Raw genomic sequence first — 21,605 nt, forward strand, 5'->3', positions numbered from 1 at the left:
CCCCCACTCCCCACTATGACTACTCAACACCCCGAACCAATTTTGTCTCCGTCTTCAGCGATCGCCGCTCTGTCTTGCGAAGATAATCAAATCCGTTATTATGCTGCTTGGTGGCTGGGGAAGCATCGCGTCCAATCCGGCTGTGAGGCTCTGTGTGCTGCCCTTTTGGATGTAACCTATCGCATCCCCTCAGGCGGGTATCCCCTGCGCCGTCAAGCCGCACGAGCGCTGGGACAACTGCAAAATCCCCAAGCCGTTAGCGCGTTAATTGGAGCGTTAGAATGTGACACGGATTTACGTCTGCGGGAAGCCGCAATTCAAGCTTTAGCCGCTATTGGTGACGAAAAAGCGGCTACACCTTTGCTTGAACTTTTGCAATCTAGCCTTGAGCAACCTTATGAAGCCCTAATAGAAGCCCTAGCCACTTTGCAAGTTTGGTCAGCTCGAAAGTTAGTTGAGCCTTTTCTTCATCATTCTTCTGAACGGGTACAATGTGCAGCAGCGCGGTATATGTATCTTTTGACTCAACAGCCACAGTACATTGAACGTATTGTTAAAAATCTCAACCATGAGAATATGTATTTGCGCTGGGCAGCGATTTTTGATTTAGGATCTGTTGGTCATCAACAAGCTGTAGAGGCGATTTTGACGGCTAAGGTTCCTAACAGTTTGAAGCTGTTAAATTTGAAGCGAATTTTAGAAGCAGTTTTGGATAATCAGCACTCACAAAAGGAAACATCGCAGTTAATTTTCAAAGCAGTTGATGATTTGTTATTTCAGCTTTGAGATTAGGGACTAGGAATTAGGGATAGGAATTAGTTTTTAATTCAAAACTTCTAACTCTCTAACCTCCAGTCCTTTTTTTAATGGAATTTTGATATCAGTAATTCAGTAATATTTAACCATGAATAGAATCAATGACGATATTGACGGCTTGATAAAGCAATTAAACCACGCCTCGACCCCAACGGATGCGATCGCTTCAATTTCTGCCATCGCTGCTACTGGTATAAAAGAACAACCAATTATCAAGGCGTTAATTTCCGCTTTGAGTCATCACCATCCTTCTGTTGGTGCTGCTGCTGTTGAGCTTTTGGTACAGTTAGCACCTGCATCAGTCAAACCATTAATTGCTGCTTTTGATACTTCTAGCGATCAAGGGTTGCAAGCTCATATTATTCAGGCTTTAGCCCAAATTGGCGACCCGGAAGCAATTGAACTATTAGCTGAAGTTATCGGTACATCAGTTGCCAATCACTGTCAGGGAAATGTCCGTCGCATCGCTGCACGAGGACTGGGACGAATCGGTAGCATTTCTAACAACCCAGAAAACATCCGCCGTACTCTCGACAAGCTAACTTGGGCGTTGTCCTCTCCCGAAGATTGGGGACTCCGTTACGCTGCTGTAGTTTCTCTGGCAGAAATTGCAACACCAGAGGCTCTAGTAGCCCTAGAACAAGCTTTAACCCAAGAAACCGATAAAGTTGTCCTTCATCGCATTACAACCGCCTTAGAGGCGCTAGAGGTTGGCGTAGGGTAGGGGCAGGGTGACAAGGGGGACAAGGGAGACAAGGGGGACAAGGGGGACAAGGGAGACAAGGGAGACAATGAGAATAATTCTTTCCCCCCCTGTCCCCCTGTTCCCCTCCCCCCCTCCCCCTTGGGACAAAGAATCCAAAAAATTTCCAACCAACTTGAGAAAGGTAAATTTAACTTTTTGTAATAAATCTGCCCAGAGCAGCAAAGACTATATGAGACTGTAATATGTGCCTTGTAAGGGTTTTTGCCAAACTTAAGAAAATATTAAAACAGTGATATCTTGCCTAAATATCCCCTGAAAATTAAGTTTTGTTACTGAAAATATTTGCTTTTCTCAGTTGCAAGCCTTGTATGTAAAGGATTTGAGGCTTTTCTTATCTGTGCAACTTATTTCTTCACAATTTGTAACAAATAATGGATCTATGGCGTTGTATAAACATAAGCTGGAGGGGTTAAAGAACAGACAAAAGTTAAACGAGGCAATCAATTCATAAAGGTTGCTGGTTTCTCATAAAATCACCCCAGTTTCTCATAATTTTTCTTTCAGACAGTGAAAGAGGAATGTGAGAGGAGTTGAGAAACAGTTTTATTTTAAGTCAGTTGTTTAGCAGTTCCGCATTGATAAAACATTGCCAGTTTTAGTCAAGACAGCACTCAAATTACGGAATTAGGAGAAAACAGTCCATGTTAGACGCATTTGCAAAGGTAGTTGCTCAAGCTGATTCTCGTGGAGAATTCCTAAGCACCGAGCAACTCGATGCTCTCACCAAGTTGGTAAAAGACGGTAACTCCCGTTTGGATACCGTCAACCGCATCACCAGCAATGCTTCGGCGATCGTTACCAACGCAGCTCGTTCTTTGTTTGAAGAACAGCCTGGATTAATTGCTCCTGGTGGTAATGCTTACACCAATCGTCGCATGGCAGCTTGCCTACGCGACATGGAAATCATCTTACGTTATGTAACCTACGCGGTGATGGCTGGTGATGCTAGCGTGCTTGATGACCGCTGCTTGAACGGCTTGCGCGAAACATACCAAGCTTTGGGTACACCTGGTTCTTCCGTGGCAGTTGGTGTTCAAAAAATGAAGGACGCAGCAATCAAGATTGCTAACGATCCTAACGGTATCACCAAAGGCGATTGCAGCCAATTGATGTCTGAAGTAGCTAGCTACTTTGATCGCGCGGCTGCTGCGGTTGGTTAATTTAAAACAAAAAAAGTCCGAAGCCTAAAGATTTAGGTTGATAGACAAAAGCTACGAAAAAAGAAGGAGATTATACATCATGAAAACACCAATTACCGAAGCGATCGCAGCTGCTGATACCCAAGGACGTTTCTTGGGCAACACGGAACTCCAAGCCGTTAACGGTCGTTTTGAACGCGCAGCGGCGAGCATGGAAGCGGCTCGTGGATTGACCTCCAACGCTCAACGCTTAATTGATGGTGCAGCTCAAGCTGTTTATCAGAAGTTCCCCTACACCACCCAAATGAGCGGTCCTCAATTCGCTGCTGATTCTCGTGGTAAGTCGAAGTGCGCCCGTGACATCGGTCACTACCTGCGGATGGTAACCTACTGTTTGGTAGCTGGTGGCACCGGTCCAATGGATGAATACCTAATTGCTGGTTTGGATGAAATCAACCGCTCCTTCGACTTGTCCCCCAGCTGGTACGTAGAAGCTCTGAAGAACATCAAATCAAATCATGGTTTGAGTGGTCAAGCAGGTAACGAAGCCAACACCTACATCGATTACGCAATCAACGCATTAAGCTAGATAGCGATCGGGCCCGGAGAGGGATGCAAGTGCTAGATGAAATCACCTAGCAGTTGGATCTCGCTCCGGGCATCGTTTTATCTGGAATATAGATAAAAAATACTTATCACGCGCCCGGAGCAACAGCAGCCGACGTAGTGCTTTCAAGGGGGAAATAAAAATGGCGATTACAGCAGCAGCATCCAGGCTAGGAACAGAAGCTTACAGTGAAACAGGACGAGTTGAATTGCGTCCCTATGCTACGAAAGAAGACATCGAAGGAGTGATTCGTGCCGTGTATCGGCAAGTGTTGGGAAATGACTATTTGATGGCATCAGAACGCCTCAAAAGTGCAGAATCACTTCTGCGAGATGGCAACCTGACAGTGCGGGAATTTGTGCGTAGCGTTGCTAAATCCGAACTTTACAAAAACAAGTTTTTCTACAATAGTTTCCAAACCAGAGTCATCGAACTCAACTACAAGCATTTGTTGGGTCGCGCTCCCTATGATGAGTCAGAAGTGGTTTATCACTTAGACTTATACGAAACCCAAGGATACGACGCGGAAATAGACTCATACATAGATTCAGCCGAGTACCAAAGCAGCTTTGGCGAGAATATTGTGCCTTACTATCGCGGCTTTGCCACCCAACCAGGGCAAAAAACCGTAGGCTTCAACCGGATGTTTAGGTTATACCGAGGTTACGCCAACAGCGATACCTCCCAAGTAGAAGGCACTAAATCTCGTCTAGCACGGGAATTAGGCAATAATAGCGCTTCCTCAATTGTGGGACCATCAGGTAGCAACGAAAACTGGAATTTCCGCGCCACTGCGGATGTAACACCCAGAAGAAATATGGGTAACGCAGTCGGTGTAGGCGATCGCGTTTACCGCATCGAAGTAACCGGACAGCTAAGTCCTGGGTATCCCCGCGTGCGTCGCAGCAGCTACGCAATCGTCGTCCCCTACGAACGCCTTTCCGAAAAGATGCAGCAAATTCAAAAGCAAGGTGGCAAAATCGTCAGCGTGTCACCAGCTTAAGAAAGTTAGGAGTGATGAGTTAAAAGTGATGAGTTAAGGGTTATGAGTTAAGAGTAGTGAAGTGATAAATTCCGCTCCTCCGCTCTTTTGCTCCTCCGCTCTTTTGCTCCTACTAATTCATACTAAAGGAGAAATTAATCATATGTTCGGTCAAACCACAGTTGGTACAGGTGGCATTTCTACTGCCAGTAGCCGGATGTTCCGTTACGAAGTCACAGGCTTGCGGCAGAACTCCGAAAACGACAAAAATAGCTATGAAATCCGTAACAGTGGCAGCGTGTATGTCACAGTTCCATACAACCGGATGAACGAAGAAATGCAGCGGATTACCCGTATGGGCGGCACCATTGTCAAAATTGAGCCGTTGACAGCTCAATCAGCACTAGGTGCAGATAGCGAATCTTAAGGGCATAACTAAGACTCTTGGCAATGAGAGAAAATGGCGCGGAAGAATATCTAGCAGAAAACGCACCACCGCTAAACTCTGAACAAGCGATCGCTAATCTGACATCACCAGATATAAGTCTTCGCTATTACGCCGCTTGGTGGTTGGGCAAATTCCGCGTTAATTCCTCTTCTGCTGTAAATGCTTTAATTGCAGCGTTAGAGGACGAAGCCGACAGAACAGAACTCGGAGGCTATCCTCTGCGACGCAATGCGGCAAGAGCGTTGGGGAAATTAGGCGATACACAAGCCGTTGATGGGTTAATTAAGTCCTTGGAATGCTCCGACTTCTACGTGCGCGAAGCATCTGCCCAGTCTCTGGAAATGTTGCGCTCACCAGTTGCCGTACCAGCACTGGTTTTACTGTTAGAAGGGGGTGTTGCCGCAGCCGTCCAAGTACCCGGACGCCCGCACTTAATCCAACCCTATGAAGCAGTATTAGAAGCTTTGGGAGCGATTGGGGCAAAAGAAGCTATTCCCCTAATTCAACCGTTCCTAGAGCATCCACTACCACGAGTGCAATGCGCCGCAACTAGAGCAATGTACCAACTAACACAAGATCCCAGCTATGGCGATCGCTTAGTTCTCGTATTGGACAGCGACGATTTGAAATTGCGCCGCGTTGCCCTGGGCGATTTGGGTGCAATCGGGTATCTAGCAGCAGCAGATGCGATCGCTCAGGCAAAAGTGGAAAATAGCTTCAAACTCATCGCCCTCAAAGGATTGTTAGAGCATCAACTGCCATCAGAGTTAGATGCACTTTCCCTTTGGGAGGATACCATCCGCGTAATGAACCTGATGGATGCGCTGTTGTAAATGAGGAGCGGAGGCGCGAAATTATGAGTTTTAACTCCTCACTCATAACTTATAACTCCTAACTCCTGACTTGTGACCAATGACTAAAGAACTAATTCGCGCGGTCGAGTCGGCTGATTCACCTGCTTTGATGGTGGCAGCAGTGCAAAAGTTGGCAAGAGCGAAAGATGAAGCGGCAATTCCTACCTTAATTGCGGTGTTTGGTTATAACAACCCAACCGCAGCAGTAGCCGCAGTTGCCGGACTGGTGGAATTAGGCTACTTAGCAGTACCACAGCTGCTCTCTCAAATTGATGATTATAACTATGGCGCACGGGCTTACTCGATTCGTGCTTTGAGTGCGATCGCTGACCCCCGCGCAATAGAAATATTACTCAGCGCTGCTGCCACCGACTTTGCCCCAAGTGTCCGCCGTGCCGCTGCCAAAGGGCTAGGAAACTTACACTGGCATCAACTGAACGATCAAGATCGCCCATCTGCCCTGTCTCGATGTTTGGAAACATTACTTAATATTTCTACAGACTCAGACTGGTCAATTCGTTATGCCGCTGTCGTCGGGTTGCAAGCATTGGCGAAAATTCCTGATTTGCGATCGCCTATTCAGGCTAGATTCAAAGAAATGCTCTTCACCGACACCCAGAAAGCAGTTTGTGCCCGCGTACAACTAGCGCAATTAAAAGTGTAGAGACGCGATAAATCGCGTGTTGTAGAGACGCTATTTATCGCGTCATGGATTTATATCATAAAAAAAGGCAAAAGTCAAGATGTCAATCCCACTACTTGAATATACTCCCAACTCGCAAAATCAGCGTGTTGAAGGGTACGAAGTACCTAGCGAAGACACCCCACAACCTTATCGGTTAACACCAACCTCTGAATATGCAGATATTGATGCGATAATTTGGGCAGCATATCGGCAAATATTCAGCGAACACTTAATTTTAAAAAAACATCGCCAACCCTTTTTAGAATCACAACTACGAAATCGGGCGATTACCGTTCGCGATTTGATTCGCGGATTAGGTAAAACTGACGTTTATTGGGAGCTAGTTGGAGAAACCAACTCTAACTACCGTCTAGTTGACATCACCTTAAAGCGGTTTTTAGGACGTGCTAGCTACGGCAAAGACGAAGAAATTGCTTGGTCAATTGTAATTGCCACCAAAGGCTTGCACGGTTTCATCGACACCTTGCTTGACTCCCAAGAGTATCTAAACAACTTTGGCAGCGACATTGTACCCTTCCAACGCCGCCGCTTCAAAGATAGACCCTTCAACTTAGTTAACCCCCGGTACGATGGAGATTATCGCAATCGCCTATTGGGACAATACTTAGAGGGACGTTCCTTTTATCAAGCGGTACGTACAGGCGAATCTGGACAACGCGGAGTTCGTCAAGCAATTCCGGACACATTCTTGTCAATGGCAGCGAGTGTATCACCAGGCGGGATGGAATACCAGCGATCGAGCGATCGCGCCAGAAATTACATCTCAAATCTCAAGCTGCCTGAAATGTCAAAACAAGTTACAGAAACTACCGTCAAACCTACGGAAGTTGCTTTGCCTTACCGTTACATCCCAGGAAACAAAACAACCTGACTACGAGTTAAGAGTTAGGAGTGAGAAGTTAGGAATTAACAACTTATGACTCATAACTCATGAAGGAATAACTCATAACTCAACACTTATTAACTATGTCAATCCCTTTACTACAATACAAACCCAGTTCTCAAAACCAGCGCGTAGCCGGTTACGAAGTCGGTAACGAAGACACCCCCAGAACTTACCGCATAGAAAACACTGGTAATGATGGCGAAATCCAAGACTTAATTTGGGCTGCTTATCGGCAGATTTTCAGCGAACACGAAACCCTGAAATTTCATCGCCAAAAAAATCTCGAATCTCAGTTGAAGAACCGCGCAATTACCGTGCGCGACTTCATTCGAGGTTTGGCAAAATCTGAGGCGTTTCGGCGTTTGGTAGTAGAGACAAACTCTAACTACCGCATCGTCGAAGTTTGTCTCAAACGGCTTTTGGGGCGCACGTCTTATAATAAAGACGAAGAAATCGCTTGGTCAATCAAGATAGCAACCCTCGGTTGGGGTGGCTTTGTCGATGCATTGCTAGATAGCGAAGAGTATCAGACCAACTTTGGCGAGAATACAGTTCCCTATCAACGACGTCGCTTCAAAGACAGACCCTTTAACTTGGTGACACCTCGCTACGGTAATTACTGGCGCGATAAGGAAGAAAATGAACGTTACAAGTCTGGCGATATCAGTAACTTCCTAGATATGGCGAGTGGAATTCAGATTAGGACTGTTAAATCTACACCAGTTAACACTGCTAATATCCAAATTCCTGACATGACGAGGAATACCTTGCCCCAGGGTATTCCCGTTTCTGTTAGTCCCAGCGCTAGTTTTCCCGTGCGGTAAATCGATTTGAGATTTTAGATTCAATCCCAAATCCAAATAAGGGACAATAAACAAAGAATCAGGATTTTGAGCAATCAAGCCTCTTTCAGTTTTCAGTTTCTCTTGGAATGACGTTTAATTCATTAATAAATTACGAGGAAGATTGCAGCATGGCACTGCCATTACTTCAATACAAACCCAGCAGTCAAAATCAACGAGTCAAAAGCTTTGGCAAAGCTGATTTAGATGAAGATACACCATACATCTACAGAATAGAAGATGTCAGCAGCTATACTGACATGCAAAATATCATTTGGGCGGGCTATCGCCAAGTTTTCTCAGAACATGAGATTCTCACCTTTAACCGTCAGAAAAATCTCGAATCTCAACTGAAAAATGGCTCCCTAACTGTACGCGACTTCATCCGTGGTTTAGCCAAATCTGAGGCTTTCTACCGTTTGGTTGTCTCAGTTAACAACAACTACCGCTTAGTAGACATTTGCCTCAAGCGCTTTTTAGGTCGTTCTTCTTACAACAAACAAGAAGAAATTGCTTGGTCAATTGTGATTGGTACTAAAGGCTTTAGCGGCTTTGTAGATGCCTTAGTTGACAGCGCAGAATACACCAGCGCATTTGGTGAGAACACCGTGCCTTACCAACGCAAGCGCATGGAAGGACGCCCCTACAACTTGGTAACACCTCGCTACGGCGAAGACTTCCAAGAAAGAGAAGGCACCGTTCAAACAGACTGGCGCTTCACACTGGACAAATACTACAGCAGCAAGTCCAAAGAACGCCGATTGGCAGAAGGCGACCCCCGCAAATATGCGGATATGGCAGCCTCCATCGATACTTCAAATAATTACGCGCAAAAGATTTCTTCTTTTGACCTCGGCGATTTTCTCAGCCTCGTGCCATCTCGTGGTAGACGCTAGGATTTTAACTAGAAATACCTAAAATTTTATACTGGGTCTGGTTTCTGTGTTGATGTGACAATTAGCTGATAGTTTCTCTGTTAGCTCGGCGTTGCGTTAAGTGGAGACTAGACCCAGTAGTTTTTTTGGTGTTGAATATTTTACCCTTATTTTTTCTCTGTTATCTAAAGTACGCTTATAAAGCGCACAACAAAATTACCAAGTAACTTTGTAAAATTATAAATTTGGATTAGTACAAAAAGAAGCCCTACACCTGACCTGAAAGGCAGTGTGGGATGAATTTTTGTATTAGCTAAAATGTATCCAATTTTCTCTCTCCTCATCTCTAGTCAGACGTTTTCCTCAATGGTGGTAATGGAACAAACACATCTTTTGGAAAATCAACTGGCATCCGGTCTAACGGAACATCAAAATCGGCAAAGGCATAAATCATACCGTCGGGTTCGGTTGCAGCTAACATTTCGGCATACCACTGCACATATTCGGGGTCATCTAACTTGCCGGCGTTGCGCTAGTTCCTGAAAGCGAGCAATAAATTTTTCGGCAATTTGTTGGGGTGTGTCGGATTCAACCGTGCCTAATTCAAAATAGTTATAACCATTTCCACTAGTATAAGTTGGGATACCCGAATGTCTAGAAAGGTAGATAGACCTTGCTCCATGTTTGGGACTAATATATTCTACTGGAACGATTTGGGCACGCCAATACATCCCAGAGGGAGCTAGGTATGGGGCAAGTCGCAATCCTTCGTACTCCATCACGTGAAGTTCACGGACAACCAACATCAGTTTGCGGGGGGGATTCATCTATTGATTGAAGATTTGAATAAGTGCGATCGCTCTTGTAAAATATAAAGATATGGGCGTACAGCCGAGCTATGCAAGAGAATATACAGGTTATGGTATACCGTAGCATTGAGAAATTTTGGTCAGTTGTTGCGCGAACTGACTTCTAAAATAATTCATTCATCATCGTCCATCCATTTAATCGCACTGATTCCACTTTTATTTGTACATTAGCAGAAATTAAAGTCATAAGTCAGTAATAAGCGCGATACAAACAAATTGCTTCCACTTACTAAAATTATGGCGTTGCAGAATCTGGAGATGAATCCTAGAGACGTACAGAAAGGAACGTCTCTACAAAATGTCGAATTTATCGAGGTGTATTGTCAAATCATCCCGCTTTCTCTGCAACGCCAAAATTATTCAGCTATTCTACAAAATGTCGAATTTATCGAGGTGTATTGTCAAATCATCCCGCTTTCTCTGCAACGCCAAAATTATTCAGCTATAAAGATTGAATTTCTGCATTAAGATTGCGACGAGCAGCTTTTTCCCCAACCTCGAACATCAAAGTTGTGAAGTAAATACGCTGATGCAAAAAGCTCTCTAAAACATGAGCGCGACCCACAATATATTCTGCTTCTGACACCCAAGCATATTCCTTGCGAATGCTATTAGCATATTCTCGATATTGGACTGGGTTAGCAGCCAAAATTGCCAAATCAGCATCAAGTAGGACTTGACTATCAAAGTCATCTGCCGCAGCTTGATGATTTTTGGTATTTATAATCAGACGAGTTACAGCACTAATATTACTGGGGGGAATGCCCAAACTACTCAGCAATTCACAAGCATAATCAGCGCTTCTTTCTTCATTATTTTGAGCTTTAGTGTCATAAACTACATCGTGAAACCAGGCAGCAAGTTGAACCGCAGCTAGGTTTCTCGTATGTGCTTGCAAATTGTCAATAATTTTGAGAACGTGGTAAATGTGTTTTAGGGTATGGTAATAGCGATCGCTACTAGAGTAAGCCTCAACTAAAAGATTAAATGCGTTGCACTTTTGCACTTGGTCTACTTCAAAACCTTGGAGTGTGTGCTGCCACTGACAAAATAATAATGAGTCAAGTTTCATTTAGACAGTATATCTGTCACAAAAGGTTTAATTGCCGACCCAATGCGATCGCCTAAAAGTTGCAGTCGCTATAGATCATCTTTGGTGAATTCACACTTACGAAACGATTAGATGAAGCCAAATACATAAATATATATCTGAATAGATGAATTAGAGAAAGTTTTAACGAGGCTTTTGAATTTAATAATTTGCTTTCTCAAGGCAGATAAATTCAGCAAAAATTCCCGATGAATAATATTAATGTAAGATATAAATTTTCCGACATTGTGATGCCTCGCGCACTCGAAATTTAACACATCTCCCGAAGCGATCATCAACTTCAAACGATGTGCAATTAATTCCAGTTGCTGTACATCGCGTTCGTTAAAGTCATGAAAATCAAACGTACCGACGTGTATAACCCCAACCAATTGTTCATTGATCGGTATTGGGATACCGACAAGCGATCGCAGACCTTTGTGACGGAGAATTGGACTGAACACTTCCACCGCCGACGACATATCATCAATTATCATCGGCTGCATACTAAGAGCAATGCGACCAGCAATTCCTTCCCCAATGGGGATACGGATCTCTTGTTCAATCTCCTCCTCTAGTCCCAAAGTTGCGTATACCAACAGATGCTGTTGATTTTCCACAGGAAGCAGGAGCGTTACTGTATCTACCGATATATACTCTTGCAGCCACTTAAGTAGCTTGTTAATAGAGGCAGCAAATTTAGCTTTTGTGTTAATTTGCCTGTCACCTACAATTACATTCCAGCCTCTATAAGGCATCGGTTGACCAGTGTGATTTCCCCAAAATATCATATTTAACAAAGAGTCTTTTTCAGCAAATTATAACTTTTTCATCCAGAAAAATCGGCGGAAATCCCACCAAATCAAGTTGTCAGGCAAAGCGATCGCTTTTAGCGTCGTCAAAATAATGAAGCAGAAAGAATCACACGCAAAAATACCGGGAGCTTGGTAGCCCCTGAGGTACAGGTGCGTAGCACCGCTTACCGTGCAATAGCTGCGGGGTGGAAAAGCGACACGAGCAGATTTATCTGCCTTTAATATTAATGTCGTTCGTGATGTGGGTCATTAATATAAGCCATAACATTGCTAGTGCTTACTTTACCAGAAGTATCGTAAAAATAACTTCTAGTCCAGAGAGACGGAAGTTTTTTTAATTCTGGGAATTCATCTCTCAATAACTTAGAGCTACGTCCTTTAAAAGCTTTGACGACATCTATTGAGGTTTTTTCATCATACTCGACAAGTAGATGAACATGATCTGACGCTATTTCTTTAGCTTTGATAATCCAATTCTTGTCATGTGCAACAGAATCTAAGATTTCAGACAGACGTAACTTAATATCACCTTTTAATACAGGCTTTCTGCGTTTAAGTATCCAAACTAAATGTAATGTAGCGAAACCAACAGAATGCTCACTGTGTCTATAACCGATAGAATCTTTTCTCATTCCTTTAGTTGATGGGTTGTCATCTATCAACCAATACTATATATTTAAATAGTTGAGATGTAAAGGAGTTCTTTTAATGCCACGGGCTACCACGCCATCATTCATTACTACGATTCCATTAGTTGTTACCAGTCAGAATGAAGCTGAATTACTGTCTCGTTTTCAAGCGGGGCGTCAACTTTATAACGCGCTGCTTAACGAATCAATGGTTCGGTTGAATTTGGTGTGTTGCTCAGAATTATTCCAAGCCGCAAAAAAATTGCCTAAAGGTAAAATCCGTAATGATGCTTTCGATGCTGCAAAAAAAGAATATCGCTATTCTGAATACGATATTCAAGCTTATGCAACGATTGTCTCTAACCGAGCAAAATGGATTGCACAAAAAATTGATTCTAATACTCAACAAACTTTAGCTAAAAGGGCTTTCCAAGCTAGTCAAAAGGTAATGTTAGGACGTGCTAAAAAAGTACGTTTAAAAGTACCTAATCGATTTAATAGCGTAGAAGGTAAAACCAACAAGCAAGGTATTCGCTGGGTTGTAAATCAACTTGTTTGGGGTAAACTTAAGTTTAATGCCATGATTGACTCTACAAACCCAGTGACGAGTCACGGTTTAGAGTCTAGGATTAAATATGTCAGGCTACTGAGAAAAGAGATTCGCGGCAAACAAAGATGGTTTGCTCAGTTGATTTGTGAAGGTATCCCTTTTCAAAAAACTGCAAACTTTACAGAACAAGGTATTGTCGGGCTTGATTTGAACATTTCTAACGTTGCTTACGTTGCGAATAACAGCGCTGGGTTGTTACCATTTGCTGAGAAAGTTTCTACTTTTGAGCGTCAAATTAAAGCGTCTCAACGCCAAATGCAACGTTCTCAAAGAGCATCTAACCCAAACAATTACGAACCTGATTTTAATGGTCGCAAAGGTCGTAAAACGGTAGTCAAAAAAGGAAAAGCAAAGAAAGGTTGTCGCAAGTGGAATAAAACTAAGCGGTATTTAAAAATTACTTCTAAAAAGCGAGAATTGGAACGGCGTAAAGCTGCTTATTCTAAGTCGCAAAATAGAAAATTGGTAAACGATATTCTTCGGAATGGAAACCAAATTAAAACCGAAAACGTATCGGTCAAGGGTTGGCAAAAGCGTTATGGTAAAGCCATATCAGCTAAGTCACCTGGATATTTTCAAAGCGAATTGAAACGCAAGGCTGAAAGTGCTGGCGGTTCATTTACAAAGTTTTCTACTCAGAAAACAGCATTGTCTCAAACTCATCTGACAGGTAAACGCATCAAGAAAACTTTGTCAGAACGCGTTCATTATGATGAAACAGGAATTGTAATGGATAGAGATTTGTTCAGTGCGTATCTGGCTAGATATGTTGATGAGAATCAGTTGTCATTGCAGGATGCGGTTAAATCGTATCCGGGGATGGAATCATTCTTGCTAGAGGCATGGCAACGTCATAAAACAAACCGCAAGCAAGTAAGCATTGCTGAAAACAGGAAGGCTCATCCTCCCTCAGAGCGGTTCTCTAGTAACTCAGAAAAGATTAACCAGATAGACGATTTTAACGAATCAGGTCGAAAAGTTAATTAAAGGTTCTGTGGAATCCCCCGCGCTTCAGCCGGGGGAGGATTCAACGCTTTTCATTTATCATGAAAGCAACGCTTGGGTGATTGTGTCGTAAACTATACTAAAATCAAGAGAATAAAGGCGCGATCGCCTAAAATGTAAAGCACTCTATTTTCATTGAAGCCTATGGAAGTTTTAGAACTCAAACGCGAAATCGAAACGTTGTATAATCGCCTGGGTAAAACTCAGGACTATCTTTGACATTCCTGCACTGACAGCGAAAATTCAAGATTTAGAACAAATATCCGCTCAACCAGAATTTTGGGACGACCAAACCCAGGCTCAAGAAACTTTACAAGAACTCGACAACCTGAAAGTACATTTATCGCAGTATCATCAGTGGCAAGCCAGCTTAGAAGATACGAAAGCAGTTTTTGAGCTTTTGGAGTTAGAAACCGATGAGGGACTACTCACTGAAGCACAAATCACCGTCACCAAGCTGAATCGCGAACTCGACCAATGGGAGTTACAACAGTTACTTTCCGGTCAATTCGACGAAAAAGGTGCGGTACTGACGATTAACGCCGGCGCTGGTGGAACAGATGCCCAAGACTGGACAGAAATGCTGTTGCGGATGTACACTCGTTGGGCAGAAAGGCAAGGTTATAAAGTCACCTCCAGCGAACTTTCTGAAGGTGATGAAGCGGGGATCAAATCAGTAACCATAGAAATTACAGGTCGCTATGCCTACGGCTACTTGCGATCAGAAACAGGCACTCATCGCTTAGTGCGAATTTCACCCTTCAATGCCAACGGCAAACGCCAAACTAGTTTTGCCGGGGTGGAGGTGATGCCGCAAATAGATAATACCGTCAAACTAGATATTCCAGATAAGGATTTGGAAATTACCACATCTAGAGCCGGTGGTAAAGGTGGGCAAAATGTCAACAAAGTCGAAACAGCAGTCCGAGTTGTTCATCTTCCCACAGGTCTTGCCGTCCGCTGTACAGAAGAACGCAGCCAACTGCAAAATAAAGAGAAGGCTCTTGCCCGTTTGAAAGCAAGGCTGTTAGTTATTGCCAAAGAGCAACACGCTCAAGAAGTTGCCCAAATTCGGGGTGATATGGTCGAAGCTTCTTGGGGAAACCAAATTCGGAACTATGTGTTTCACCCTTACCAAATGGTGAAAGACTTGCGTACTAATGTGGAAACGACGGCGATCAGCGATATAATGAACGGCGAAATTGACATGTTCATCCAAAGCTATCTGCGGCAAGAAAACCAGTTGGTAGAAAGTAAATAGGAATTGGGCAATGGGCAATGGGCAATGGGCATAGGGCATAGGGCAATGCAAATTAAAGACGCTCGATTTTTGATGTGCGTTCTAATAGGATTCTTTCCATGCCCCATGCCCCATGCCCAATTCCCCATTCCCAATCTGCGATCGCTGGCAACTGTCGCCTCACCAAACTGTTACATTTATAAATGAGTTTGTGATCAAATCATCATGAGCAACTCTCATAAAACCGAAACGAAACCAAGCTACGTCAAACTCGCCATGCGAAACATGGTGCGTAAGGGTGGCACTTCTGTGAAACATTTTGCCCTAACCGCAGTCGGACTTGTGGCTGTCTTGGTGGGTCTTGCTTATCTGACTCACTGACGATACCGAAGCCGATCGCACCGTCTTACTTTATGGAGAAAAGTGCAAGTCGAATTATATGTAGAAAATTGTTTTGATGAGTCTCCCCCTTACCTACCTCTAAATCTTGGGGAGGCTGAGATTCCAATTGCAGCTGAAACTTGGTCAACCTGGTTTCGTCGCTGGTTGGAAATATTACAAGCTGAACTTTACCAAAAATCAATTTATGAAATCGGCTTACGTTTGACAGACGATGCAGAAATTCAGGCTTTAAATGCCCAGTATCGTCACCAAGACAAGCCCACAGATGTTTTATCTTTTGCAACATTAGAGGTGGACTTTCCTCAAAGTCAGGAAATAAGTGGAGCAATGCCTTTATATCTAGGTGATATAGTTATTTCTGTAGATATGGCTAAACGTCAAGCTCAACAGCAGGGACATAGTTTAGCAACGGAATTAGCATGGTTAGCGGCTCACGGTTTATTGCATCTACTAGGCTGGGATCATCCTGATGAAGAAACAGAAATGCGAATGCTGAAACAGCAAGGGATATTACTGAAGGCAATTGGTATTCTCATTGACATAGAATAACACTTGCCTGCGTGACCGTAAGTGTTAAGTTTTAGTCATTGTTTATATAAGACTTCTATATAAAATTACCGAAAAATTGATTGGGCGATTAAAATCAGCTAAGATTCCCACTTTATTTAATCTGCTGTTATATTTTCAGCCTATGTCCAAACAAGTTTCTTCATCACCCACGCCAAACCACTTAGAAACAATTGTGACCAACGATCGGGAACTCTCCTGGCGCGTTGCCTCTAATTTATTTGTTAGTTTTAAGTATGCCTGGGCTGGAATCAGTTACGCTTTTCAAAGTCAACGCAACTTTCGCATTCATGTAGGTGTTGGTGCCTTAGCAATCGGCTTGAGCCTTTTTTTACATCTACAACCAGTGGAAATAGCGGTGATTGCCTTAACTAGCGGTTTAGTTTTGGCGTTAGAGTTGCTAAATACAGCGCTCGAATCTCTAGTAGATTTAACAGTCAAGCAAACGTATCATGATTTGGCAAAAATTGCTAAAGACTGTGCTGCTGGTGCTGTGCTAATTGCTGCTTTAGTTGCGGTGCTGGTTGCTGGTATACTTTTACTTCCGCCAATGTATACCTTAATTTTGTTGGCATTGAAATCCTGACAAGCGATCGCCCTTTATATCGGAGGTGACTGCGTTGCCCAGATAACCTCCCAATAAATCTGATATAATATTAAATCTTATATTAATTAGGCACGATTAATCGTGTTTTATATTGACGTGTCTAAACAACTATTAAAATCTGGCTAAAAAAAAGCTCATTATATTTCACTTATAAAAACCAGGAGTTAATCGCTGTGCTTATAGTCATCGATAATTACGACAGCTTTACCTATAACTTGGTGCAGTATTTGGGAGAACTAGCAGCACAGTTTCCAGTCGCAGCCGATATTAAAGTTTTTCGTAACGATAAGATATCAGTTTGCGAAATTCAATCACTAAAGCCGGATGCAGTCGTGATTTCCCCCGGACCTGGACGACCAGAAAATGCGGGAATTTCTCTAGATTTGATTGAAAATCTCGGATATAACTTGCCTATTTTGGGCGTATGTTTAGGACATCAAAGCATTGGTCAAGTATTCGGTGGTAAAATCGTTTCTGCCCCTGAATTGATGCATGGCAAAACTTCTCTTGTATCTCACGCAGGAGTAGGAGTTTTTCGGAGTTTAGAGAATCCTATGACCGCAACCAGATATCATAGTTTAGTGATTGACCGCGAAACTTGCCCGGAGGTGTTAGAAATCACTGCTTGGGTAGAAGACGGAACCATTATGGGAGTGCGACACCGGAACTATCCTCACATTGAAGGCGTCCAGTTTCACCCAGAGAGTGTCCTGACATCTTCAGGTAAGCAGTTATTGCGAAACTTTCTGGAACAATTACAGTCGAGAAGTAATTAATGAAACGACGACAATTGATAAGCTCTGCTGGGGCAGGGTTACTAACAGCCTTGGTTACTGAATTTAGTTCACACCTTCAAGCAGAAGCACAATCTAGCGGTTCATTATCAGTTCAGTGGTTGGGTCATTCTTGCTTTCTGTTTACTGGTGGTGGGACAAAAATTCTCGTAAATCCGTTTCGGTCGGTGGGTTGTACTGCTAAATATCGTCCTCCCCAAGTCACCGCAGATTTAGTACTGATTAGTAGTCAACTGCTGGATGAAGGTGCGGTGGAAGGATTACCGGGAAATCCAAAACTAATCTACGAACCGGGAGTTTACGAATTTAAAGGCATAAAATTCCAGGGAATTGCCATAGACCACGATCGCAAAGGTGGTAAGCAGTTTGGCATTAACACAGCTTGGCGTTGGAAGCAAGGCGGAATTAATATCTTACACTTAGGAGGAGCCGCCGCACCGATTTCAATTGAACAAAAAATCCTTATGGGGCGTCCTGATGTGGCATTCATCCCCGTAGGAGGTGGTGCTAAAGCTTACAATCCCCAAGAAGCCAAGCAAGCAGTTCAGGTGTTAAATCCCAAGCTGATAATTCCTACCCAATACCGTACACAAGCTGCCGATACTGCTACCTGCGATATTTCGACACTTGATGATTTTTTAACTTTGATGGAGGGCGTGAATGTACTTCGTAGCAATAGTGACACTCTTGCTATTAGCTCTGGTAGTTTACCAGAAAAAGGCGCGATTCAACTTTTAAGTTACAAATATTAAGATGATTGATGTAAAACGAGTTTCTGAAGTGAGAATTTAGCTATTATATATAGCAGCCTATCGCGATAAGATCGAATATACGTAGAGACGTAGCATTGCTACGTCTTAGAGCGGGTTTTGGGTTTTACGCATGTACCTCCGAAACCTGAAATTTGCTGTATGAGTTAAGAGTAAACAACTCCTAACTCCTAGTTAGACAGATACCATCACGACCAAATTGGATTAAGAATACCACTCTAAAGGAACTTGGTCTAGATTGGTGGGAGTAGCTATGGTATCATTCATTTGCCAAATGGTATTATCGCCGGTTTGAGTATTGCGCCAGAAGATGTCGGTCTTGCCATCACCGTTAAAATCGCCAATACTAGAACTCCAGGCTGGGTCAACTTTCGGCATAAAAGCAGAAGTATCAATGTTTGTACCATTCATCAGCCAAGCAGTGTTTTCCCCTGTTACAGAATTGCGCCAAAAAATGTCAGTCTTGCCATCACCGTTAAAATCGCCAATACTAGGATTCCAGTTAGCATCAAGTGTTGTGAGAGTACCTTCATTGATGAGGATGCCATTCATCGTCCAAACTTTGTTTTCTCCGGTTTGAGCATTGCGCCAGAGTATGTCAGTATTAGAATCTCCGTTGAAATCCCCAAGGGTATAATTCCAGGATGGGTCGAGTTGGGATAAAGAATACTCACTTTCTTTCGTCCCATCCATAAACCAAACTTTATTCTCACCAGTTAGATTATTACGCCAAAAGACATCAGTCTTGCGATCGCCATTAAAATCAACAATACTACGAGTCCAGTTGGCATCAGATGTCGGTAAAAAAGCCGCAGTAGTAACTGTTGTGCCATCCATCACCCAAGCGGCATTTTCACCAGTTTGAGCATTACGCCATAAAATGTCTGTTTTGCCATCTCCATTGAAATCGCCAATGTCACTATTCCAAGATGGGTCAACTTGCAACACGGAAGTATTAGAGGCAATTTTTGTGCCATCCATCAACCAAATAACATTGTCACCAGTTTGACTATTACGCCATAATAGATCGCTTTTACCATCGCCATTGAAATCAGCAGTCTTAAAATTCCAGGCTGGGTCAACTTTATCCAAATTACTTGTTTCGGCAACTCTTGTGCCATCCATCAGCCAAATTGAGGTATCACCAGTTTGAGAGTTGCGCCATAATTTATCTGTCTTACCATCACCGTTGAAATCAGCAAGAATTGCCGGACTGTTGAAAATTGAATTCGGATTTTCTGCTGCTTGTGCTGAATCTGAGGATTTACCCAAACCTAAATAATTAGTATTTAAATTAAGGTTGTCTCCCAAATCTTTTACAGATTCAAATGAATTTAAGGCACTATCTGTAGAAACAATTAAGGAATTTTTAGATTCAAACATCGATTTTCTTTTTCGCGAATTCTCATAACTATTTTTAACTTTTTATTTTGGAGTTTTCTGTTACTTTATGACATCCAATATTTTTGTTTTGTTAAACCGTATGCCATTTTTATATTTTATATATATATGGTAAAAAATATGACTTGTGTATCCATCTGGATATACAAGTCATATTAGATCGTAGTCAGGACTTCAGTCCTTAATTTAAGCGTTAAAACGCTGACTACGAATTAGAAGGTATACCACTCAGGAGAAAGTGCATCCGTAGGAGTTTCAGTTGCATTCGTTCCATCCATTGTCCAAATGGTGTTGTCACCTGTTTGGTAATTGCGCCAGAACACGTCACTCTTGCCATCGCCGTTGTAATCGCCAATGCTAGCTACTGAAGATGGATTAGATTGCGCTAGAACAGCTTCGCTGCTAACTGTAGTGCCATCCATCAACCAAGCAGTGTTCTCACCGGTTTGCTTATTGTGCCACAAGACATCAGTCTTGCCATCACCGTTGAAATCGCCAATGCTAGAAGTCCAGTTGGCATCAAGGGTTGTTAGAGCACCCTCATTAACGAGGACACCATTCATCGTCCAAACTTTATTTTCTCCGGTTTGAGTATTGCGCCACAAGATGTCAGTCTTGAAGTCACCGTTGAAATCACCAAGGCTAGCAGTCCAAGCTGCATCCTGTGATTGAAGATCAAACGGACTCGCTTGAGTGCCATCCATAAACCAAACTTTGTTTTCTCCGGTTGTCGCGTTACGCAAGAAGATATCGCTCTTACCGTTGCCATCAAAATCAACAATGGTAGGAGTGAACGCTGGGTCTGACTTATCTAAAGCAGTAGAAGAAGTGACTGTTGAACCATCCATCAGCCAAATGGTATTTTCACCGGTTTGGGCATTGTGCCACAAGATATCGGTTTTGCGATCGCCATTGAAATCCCCAATGCTAGAAGTCAACGCTGGGTCAACCTTTTCTAAAGAAGCTGAACTCGCAACTTTTGTCCCATCCATTAGCGCTAGGACATTTTCACCCGTATTCTTGTTGTGTAACAAAAAGTCGGTCTTACCATCACCATTGAAATCGGCAATATTATAAGTCCATGAGGATACGTCATAAGTCCCCAGAGAACCCTTTTCGGTAACTGTTGAACCATCCATCAGCCAAACTTGAGTTTCACCAGTGGCACTATTCACCCAGACTTTATCCGCTTTACCATCACCGTTGAAATCAGGAACAATCGCTGCACTGGTTAAGTAAGGATTGGGATTGGGGTTTGCTGTTGCCAACGGTGATTCTGAGGCTTGCGACTGGTAAGAAGAAGTATCTAAAGGATTTTTGCTCGAAGTATTTGAAGTTATGTCTGTTGTTAATGCACTAGTTGTCGCACTTTGGGGATTTTTCGCTTCAAACATGTTGTTTGTTTATCACGCCGTTTCATCAAGTTTTAGCTGGTTTTTTCAAGTGAATTCAAGTGTTATTTAAACACTTTTATCGTTGTTTAATGTTTTCTTTAGGACTGTTATGTTTTTGGGATAAATATCTAACAATTAAAGCTCAGTTTTTCCGTCAAATATGAACAAATTTTGTATCCGTTGAGGGGGGGCGATCGTCAGAAAAACCCCTGTCTGAATTTTTGGTGTGCGATCGCTCCTCTGTAGGAGATCGTTAGAAAAACTCCTGTCTCAATTTTTGAGCCAGTTCACAGGAGTTGAAACGCTACTGTGAAAAATAGGTATATGTAGATGGTAGATTAAGAGGCATGGATGAAAACTGCCTCGCCTACGGAATTGAAATTTCCGACTCAGATTGGGAAAAAACTCTCTTACTGTGTCAAACAACTGGTGAAGAAAATGGGGGTTCCAAAAAGTCAGACAAAAAAGGATGCGCCTTGTTTTAAAGATCC

25 protein-coding genes are annotated in these 21,605 nt (G+C 42.9%); 18 read left to right on the plus strand and 7 right to left on the minus strand.

Annotation, left to right across the window (positions count from 1 at the left end; translation table 11 throughout):
* From OGM63_RS16875 to cpcG4, 11 genes are all read left to right on the plus strand, one after another.
* On the plus strand, positions 1-786 hold a 786-nt coding region (locus OGM63_RS16875), incomplete at its 5' end, for a HEAT repeat domain-containing protein (RefSeq protein ID WP_263746760.1).
* A gap of 118 nt (positions 787-904) precedes the next feature.
* Positions 905-1,540: a HEAT repeat domain-containing protein gene (locus OGM63_RS16880; RefSeq protein WP_263746761.1), complete on the plus strand. Its 636-nt coding sequence runs from the start codon at positions 905-907 to the stop codon at positions 1,538-1,540.
* A 683-nt stretch (positions 1,541-2,223) separates the two neighbouring features.
* On the plus strand, positions 2,224-2,742 hold the full coding sequence (gene cpcB, locus OGM63_RS16885; protein WP_263746762.1) for a C-phycocyanin subunit beta: 519 nt from the start codon (positions 2,224-2,226) through the stop codon (positions 2,740-2,742).
* Positions 2,743-2,821: 79 nt separating this feature from the next.
* Positions 2,822-3,310, plus strand: a complete 489-nt coding sequence (cpcA, locus tag OGM63_RS16890; protein WP_263746763.1) for a C-phycocyanin subunit alpha — start codon at positions 2,822-2,824, stop codon at positions 3,308-3,310.
* A 160-nt stretch (positions 3,311-3,470) separates the two neighbouring features.
* The gene (locus OGM63_RS16895; RefSeq protein WP_263746764.1) at positions 3,471-4,331 is read left to right on the plus strand and encodes a phycobilisome linker polypeptide; all 861 of its coding nucleotides are present in this window, start codon (positions 3,471-3,473) and stop codon (positions 4,329-4,331) included.
* A gap of 142 nt (positions 4,332-4,473) precedes the next feature.
* Entirely contained in the window at positions 4,474-4,737 is a 264-nt protein-coding gene (gene cpcD, locus OGM63_RS16900) for a rod-capping linker protein CpcD (RefSeq protein ID WP_263746765.1), read from the plus strand.
* A gap of 23 nt (positions 4,738-4,760) precedes the next feature.
* Positions 4,761-5,591 (plus strand): C-phycocyanin alpha-cysteine-84 phycocyanobilin lyase subunit CpcE, encoded by an 831-nt coding sequence (gene cpcE, locus OGM63_RS16905; protein WP_263746766.1) that lies wholly within the window; start codon positions 4,761-4,763, stop codon positions 5,589-5,591.
* 79 nt (positions 5,592-5,670) lie between these two features.
* A complete protein-coding gene (gene cpcF / locus OGM63_RS16910; protein WP_263746767.1) occupies positions 5,671-6,276 on the plus strand; it encodes a C-phycocyanin alpha-cysteine-84 phycocyanobilin lyase subunit CpcF in 606 nt (201 codons plus the stop codon).
* Positions 6,277-6,355: 79 nt separating this feature from the next.
* A complete protein-coding gene (gene cpcG1, locus OGM63_RS16915) occupies positions 6,356-7,189 on the plus strand; it encodes a phycobilisome rod-core linker protein CpcG1 (protein WP_263746768.1) in 834 nt (277 codons plus the stop codon).
* A 95-nt stretch (positions 7,190-7,284) separates the two neighbouring features.
* Positions 7,285-8,028 carry a phycobilisome rod-core linker protein CpcG2 gene (gene cpcG2, locus OGM63_RS16920; protein WP_263746769.1) on the plus strand — a complete coding sequence of 248 codons (744 nt, stop codon included), beginning with the start codon at positions 7,285-7,287 and terminating at the stop codon, positions 8,026-8,028.
* Positions 8,029-8,177: 149 nt separating this feature from the next.
* Positions 8,178-8,942: a phycobilisome rod-core linker protein CpcG4 gene (cpcG4, locus tag OGM63_RS16925; protein WP_263746770.1), complete on the plus strand. Its 765-nt coding sequence runs from the start codon at positions 8,178-8,180 to the stop codon at positions 8,940-8,942.
* A 325-nt stretch (positions 8,943-9,267) separates the two neighbouring features.
* Here the strand turns inward: cpcG4 and OGM63_RS16930 are convergent, their stop codons facing one another.
* The 5 genes from OGM63_RS16930 to tnpA all read right to left on the minus strand — a co-directional run bounded on the left by OGM63_RS16930 (position 9,268) and on the right by tnpA (position 12,327).
* A complete protein-coding gene (locus OGM63_RS16930; RefSeq protein WP_263746771.1) occupies positions 9,268-9,420 on the minus strand; it encodes a hypothetical protein in 153 nt (50 codons plus the stop codon).
* 10 nt (positions 9,421-9,430) lie between these two features.
* Positions 9,431-9,748: a hypothetical protein gene (locus tag OGM63_RS16935; protein ID WP_263746772.1), complete on the minus strand. Its 318-nt coding sequence runs from the start codon at positions 9,746-9,748 to the stop codon at positions 9,431-9,433.
* A 484-nt stretch (positions 9,749-10,232) separates the two neighbouring features.
* Positions 10,233-10,862, minus strand: a complete 630-nt coding sequence (locus tag OGM63_RS16940) for an HD domain-containing protein (protein ID WP_263746773.1) — start codon at positions 10,860-10,862, stop codon at positions 10,233-10,235.
* Between the two features lie 107 nt (positions 10,863-10,969).
* Positions 10,970-11,671 (minus strand): GAF domain-containing protein, encoded by a 702-nt coding sequence (locus tag OGM63_RS16945; protein WP_263746774.1) that lies wholly within the window; start codon positions 11,669-11,671, stop codon positions 10,970-10,972.
* A gap of 248 nt (positions 11,672-11,919) precedes the next feature.
* On the minus strand, positions 11,920-12,327 hold the full coding sequence (gene tnpA, locus OGM63_RS16950; protein ID WP_263746775.1) for an IS200/IS605 family transposase: 408 nt from the start codon (positions 12,325-12,327) through the stop codon (positions 11,920-11,922).
* 76 nt (positions 12,328-12,403) lie between these two features.
* Between tnpA and OGM63_RS16955 the strand changes: the two genes are divergently transcribed.
* The 7 genes from OGM63_RS16955 to OGM63_RS16985 all read left to right on the plus strand — a co-directional run bounded on the left by OGM63_RS16955 (position 12,404) and on the right by OGM63_RS16985 (position 18,301).
* Positions 12,404-13,921, plus strand: a complete 1,518-nt coding sequence (locus OGM63_RS16955; protein ID WP_263746776.1) for a transposase — start codon at positions 12,404-12,406, stop codon at positions 13,919-13,921.
* 162 nt (positions 13,922-14,083) lie between these two features.
* A protein-coding gene (gene prfB / locus OGM63_RS16960) for a peptide chain release factor 2 (protein WP_263746777.1) occupies positions 14,084-15,200 on the plus strand; the annotation gives its coding sequence in 2 pieces (ribosomal slippage) (positions 14,084-14,155 and positions 14,157-15,200; 1,116 coding nt in all).
* Between the two features lie 204 nt (positions 15,201-15,404).
* Positions 15,405-15,560 carry a DUF3285 domain-containing protein gene (locus tag OGM63_RS16965; protein ID WP_263746778.1) on the plus strand — a complete coding sequence of 52 codons (156 nt, stop codon included), beginning with the start codon at positions 15,405-15,407 and terminating at the stop codon, positions 15,558-15,560.
* A gap of 42 nt (positions 15,561-15,602) precedes the next feature.
* Positions 15,603-16,130 carry an rRNA maturation RNase YbeY gene (gene ybeY, locus OGM63_RS16970; protein ID WP_263746780.1) on the plus strand — a complete coding sequence of 176 codons (528 nt, stop codon included), beginning with the start codon at positions 15,603-15,605 and terminating at the stop codon, positions 16,128-16,130.
* A gap of 142 nt (positions 16,131-16,272) precedes the next feature.
* Entirely contained in the window at positions 16,273-16,734 is a 462-nt protein-coding gene (locus OGM63_RS16975) for a diacylglycerol kinase family protein (RefSeq protein ID WP_263746781.1), read from the plus strand.
* A 194-nt stretch (positions 16,735-16,928) separates the two neighbouring features.
* Positions 16,929-17,531 carry an anthranilate synthase component II gene (locus OGM63_RS16980; protein WP_318528479.1) on the plus strand — a complete coding sequence of 201 codons (603 nt, stop codon included), beginning with the start codon at positions 16,929-16,931 and terminating at the stop codon, positions 17,529-17,531.
* Complete coding sequence (locus OGM63_RS16985; protein WP_263746782.1) at positions 17,531-18,301, plus strand: MBL fold metallo-hydrolase; 771 nt, start codon at positions 17,531-17,533, stop codon at positions 18,299-18,301. The genes OGM63_RS16980 and OGM63_RS16985 overlap by 1 nt, the downstream gene beginning before the upstream one ends.
* 222 nt (positions 18,302-18,523) lie before the next feature.
* On the opposite strand, the gene OGM63_RS16990 is transcribed toward OGM63_RS16985, so the two are convergent.
* On the minus strand, positions 18,524-19,702 hold the full coding sequence (locus OGM63_RS16990; RefSeq protein ID WP_263746783.1) for an FG-GAP repeat domain-containing protein: 1,179 nt from the start codon (positions 19,700-19,702) through the stop codon (positions 18,524-18,526).
* A gap of 230 nt (positions 19,703-19,932) precedes the next feature.
* Positions 19,933-21,114: an FG-GAP repeat domain-containing protein gene (locus OGM63_RS16995; RefSeq protein WP_263746784.1), complete on the minus strand. Its 1,182-nt coding sequence runs from the start codon at positions 21,112-21,114 to the stop codon at positions 19,933-19,935.
* Positions 21,115-21,605: the final 491 nt, after the last annotated feature.

This window comes from Plectonema radiosum NIES-515 (assembly GCF_025753815.1).
Classification (GTDB): Bacteria; Cyanobacteriota; Cyanobacteriia; order Cyanobacteriales; family Nostocaceae; genus Hassallia; species Hassallia radiosum_A.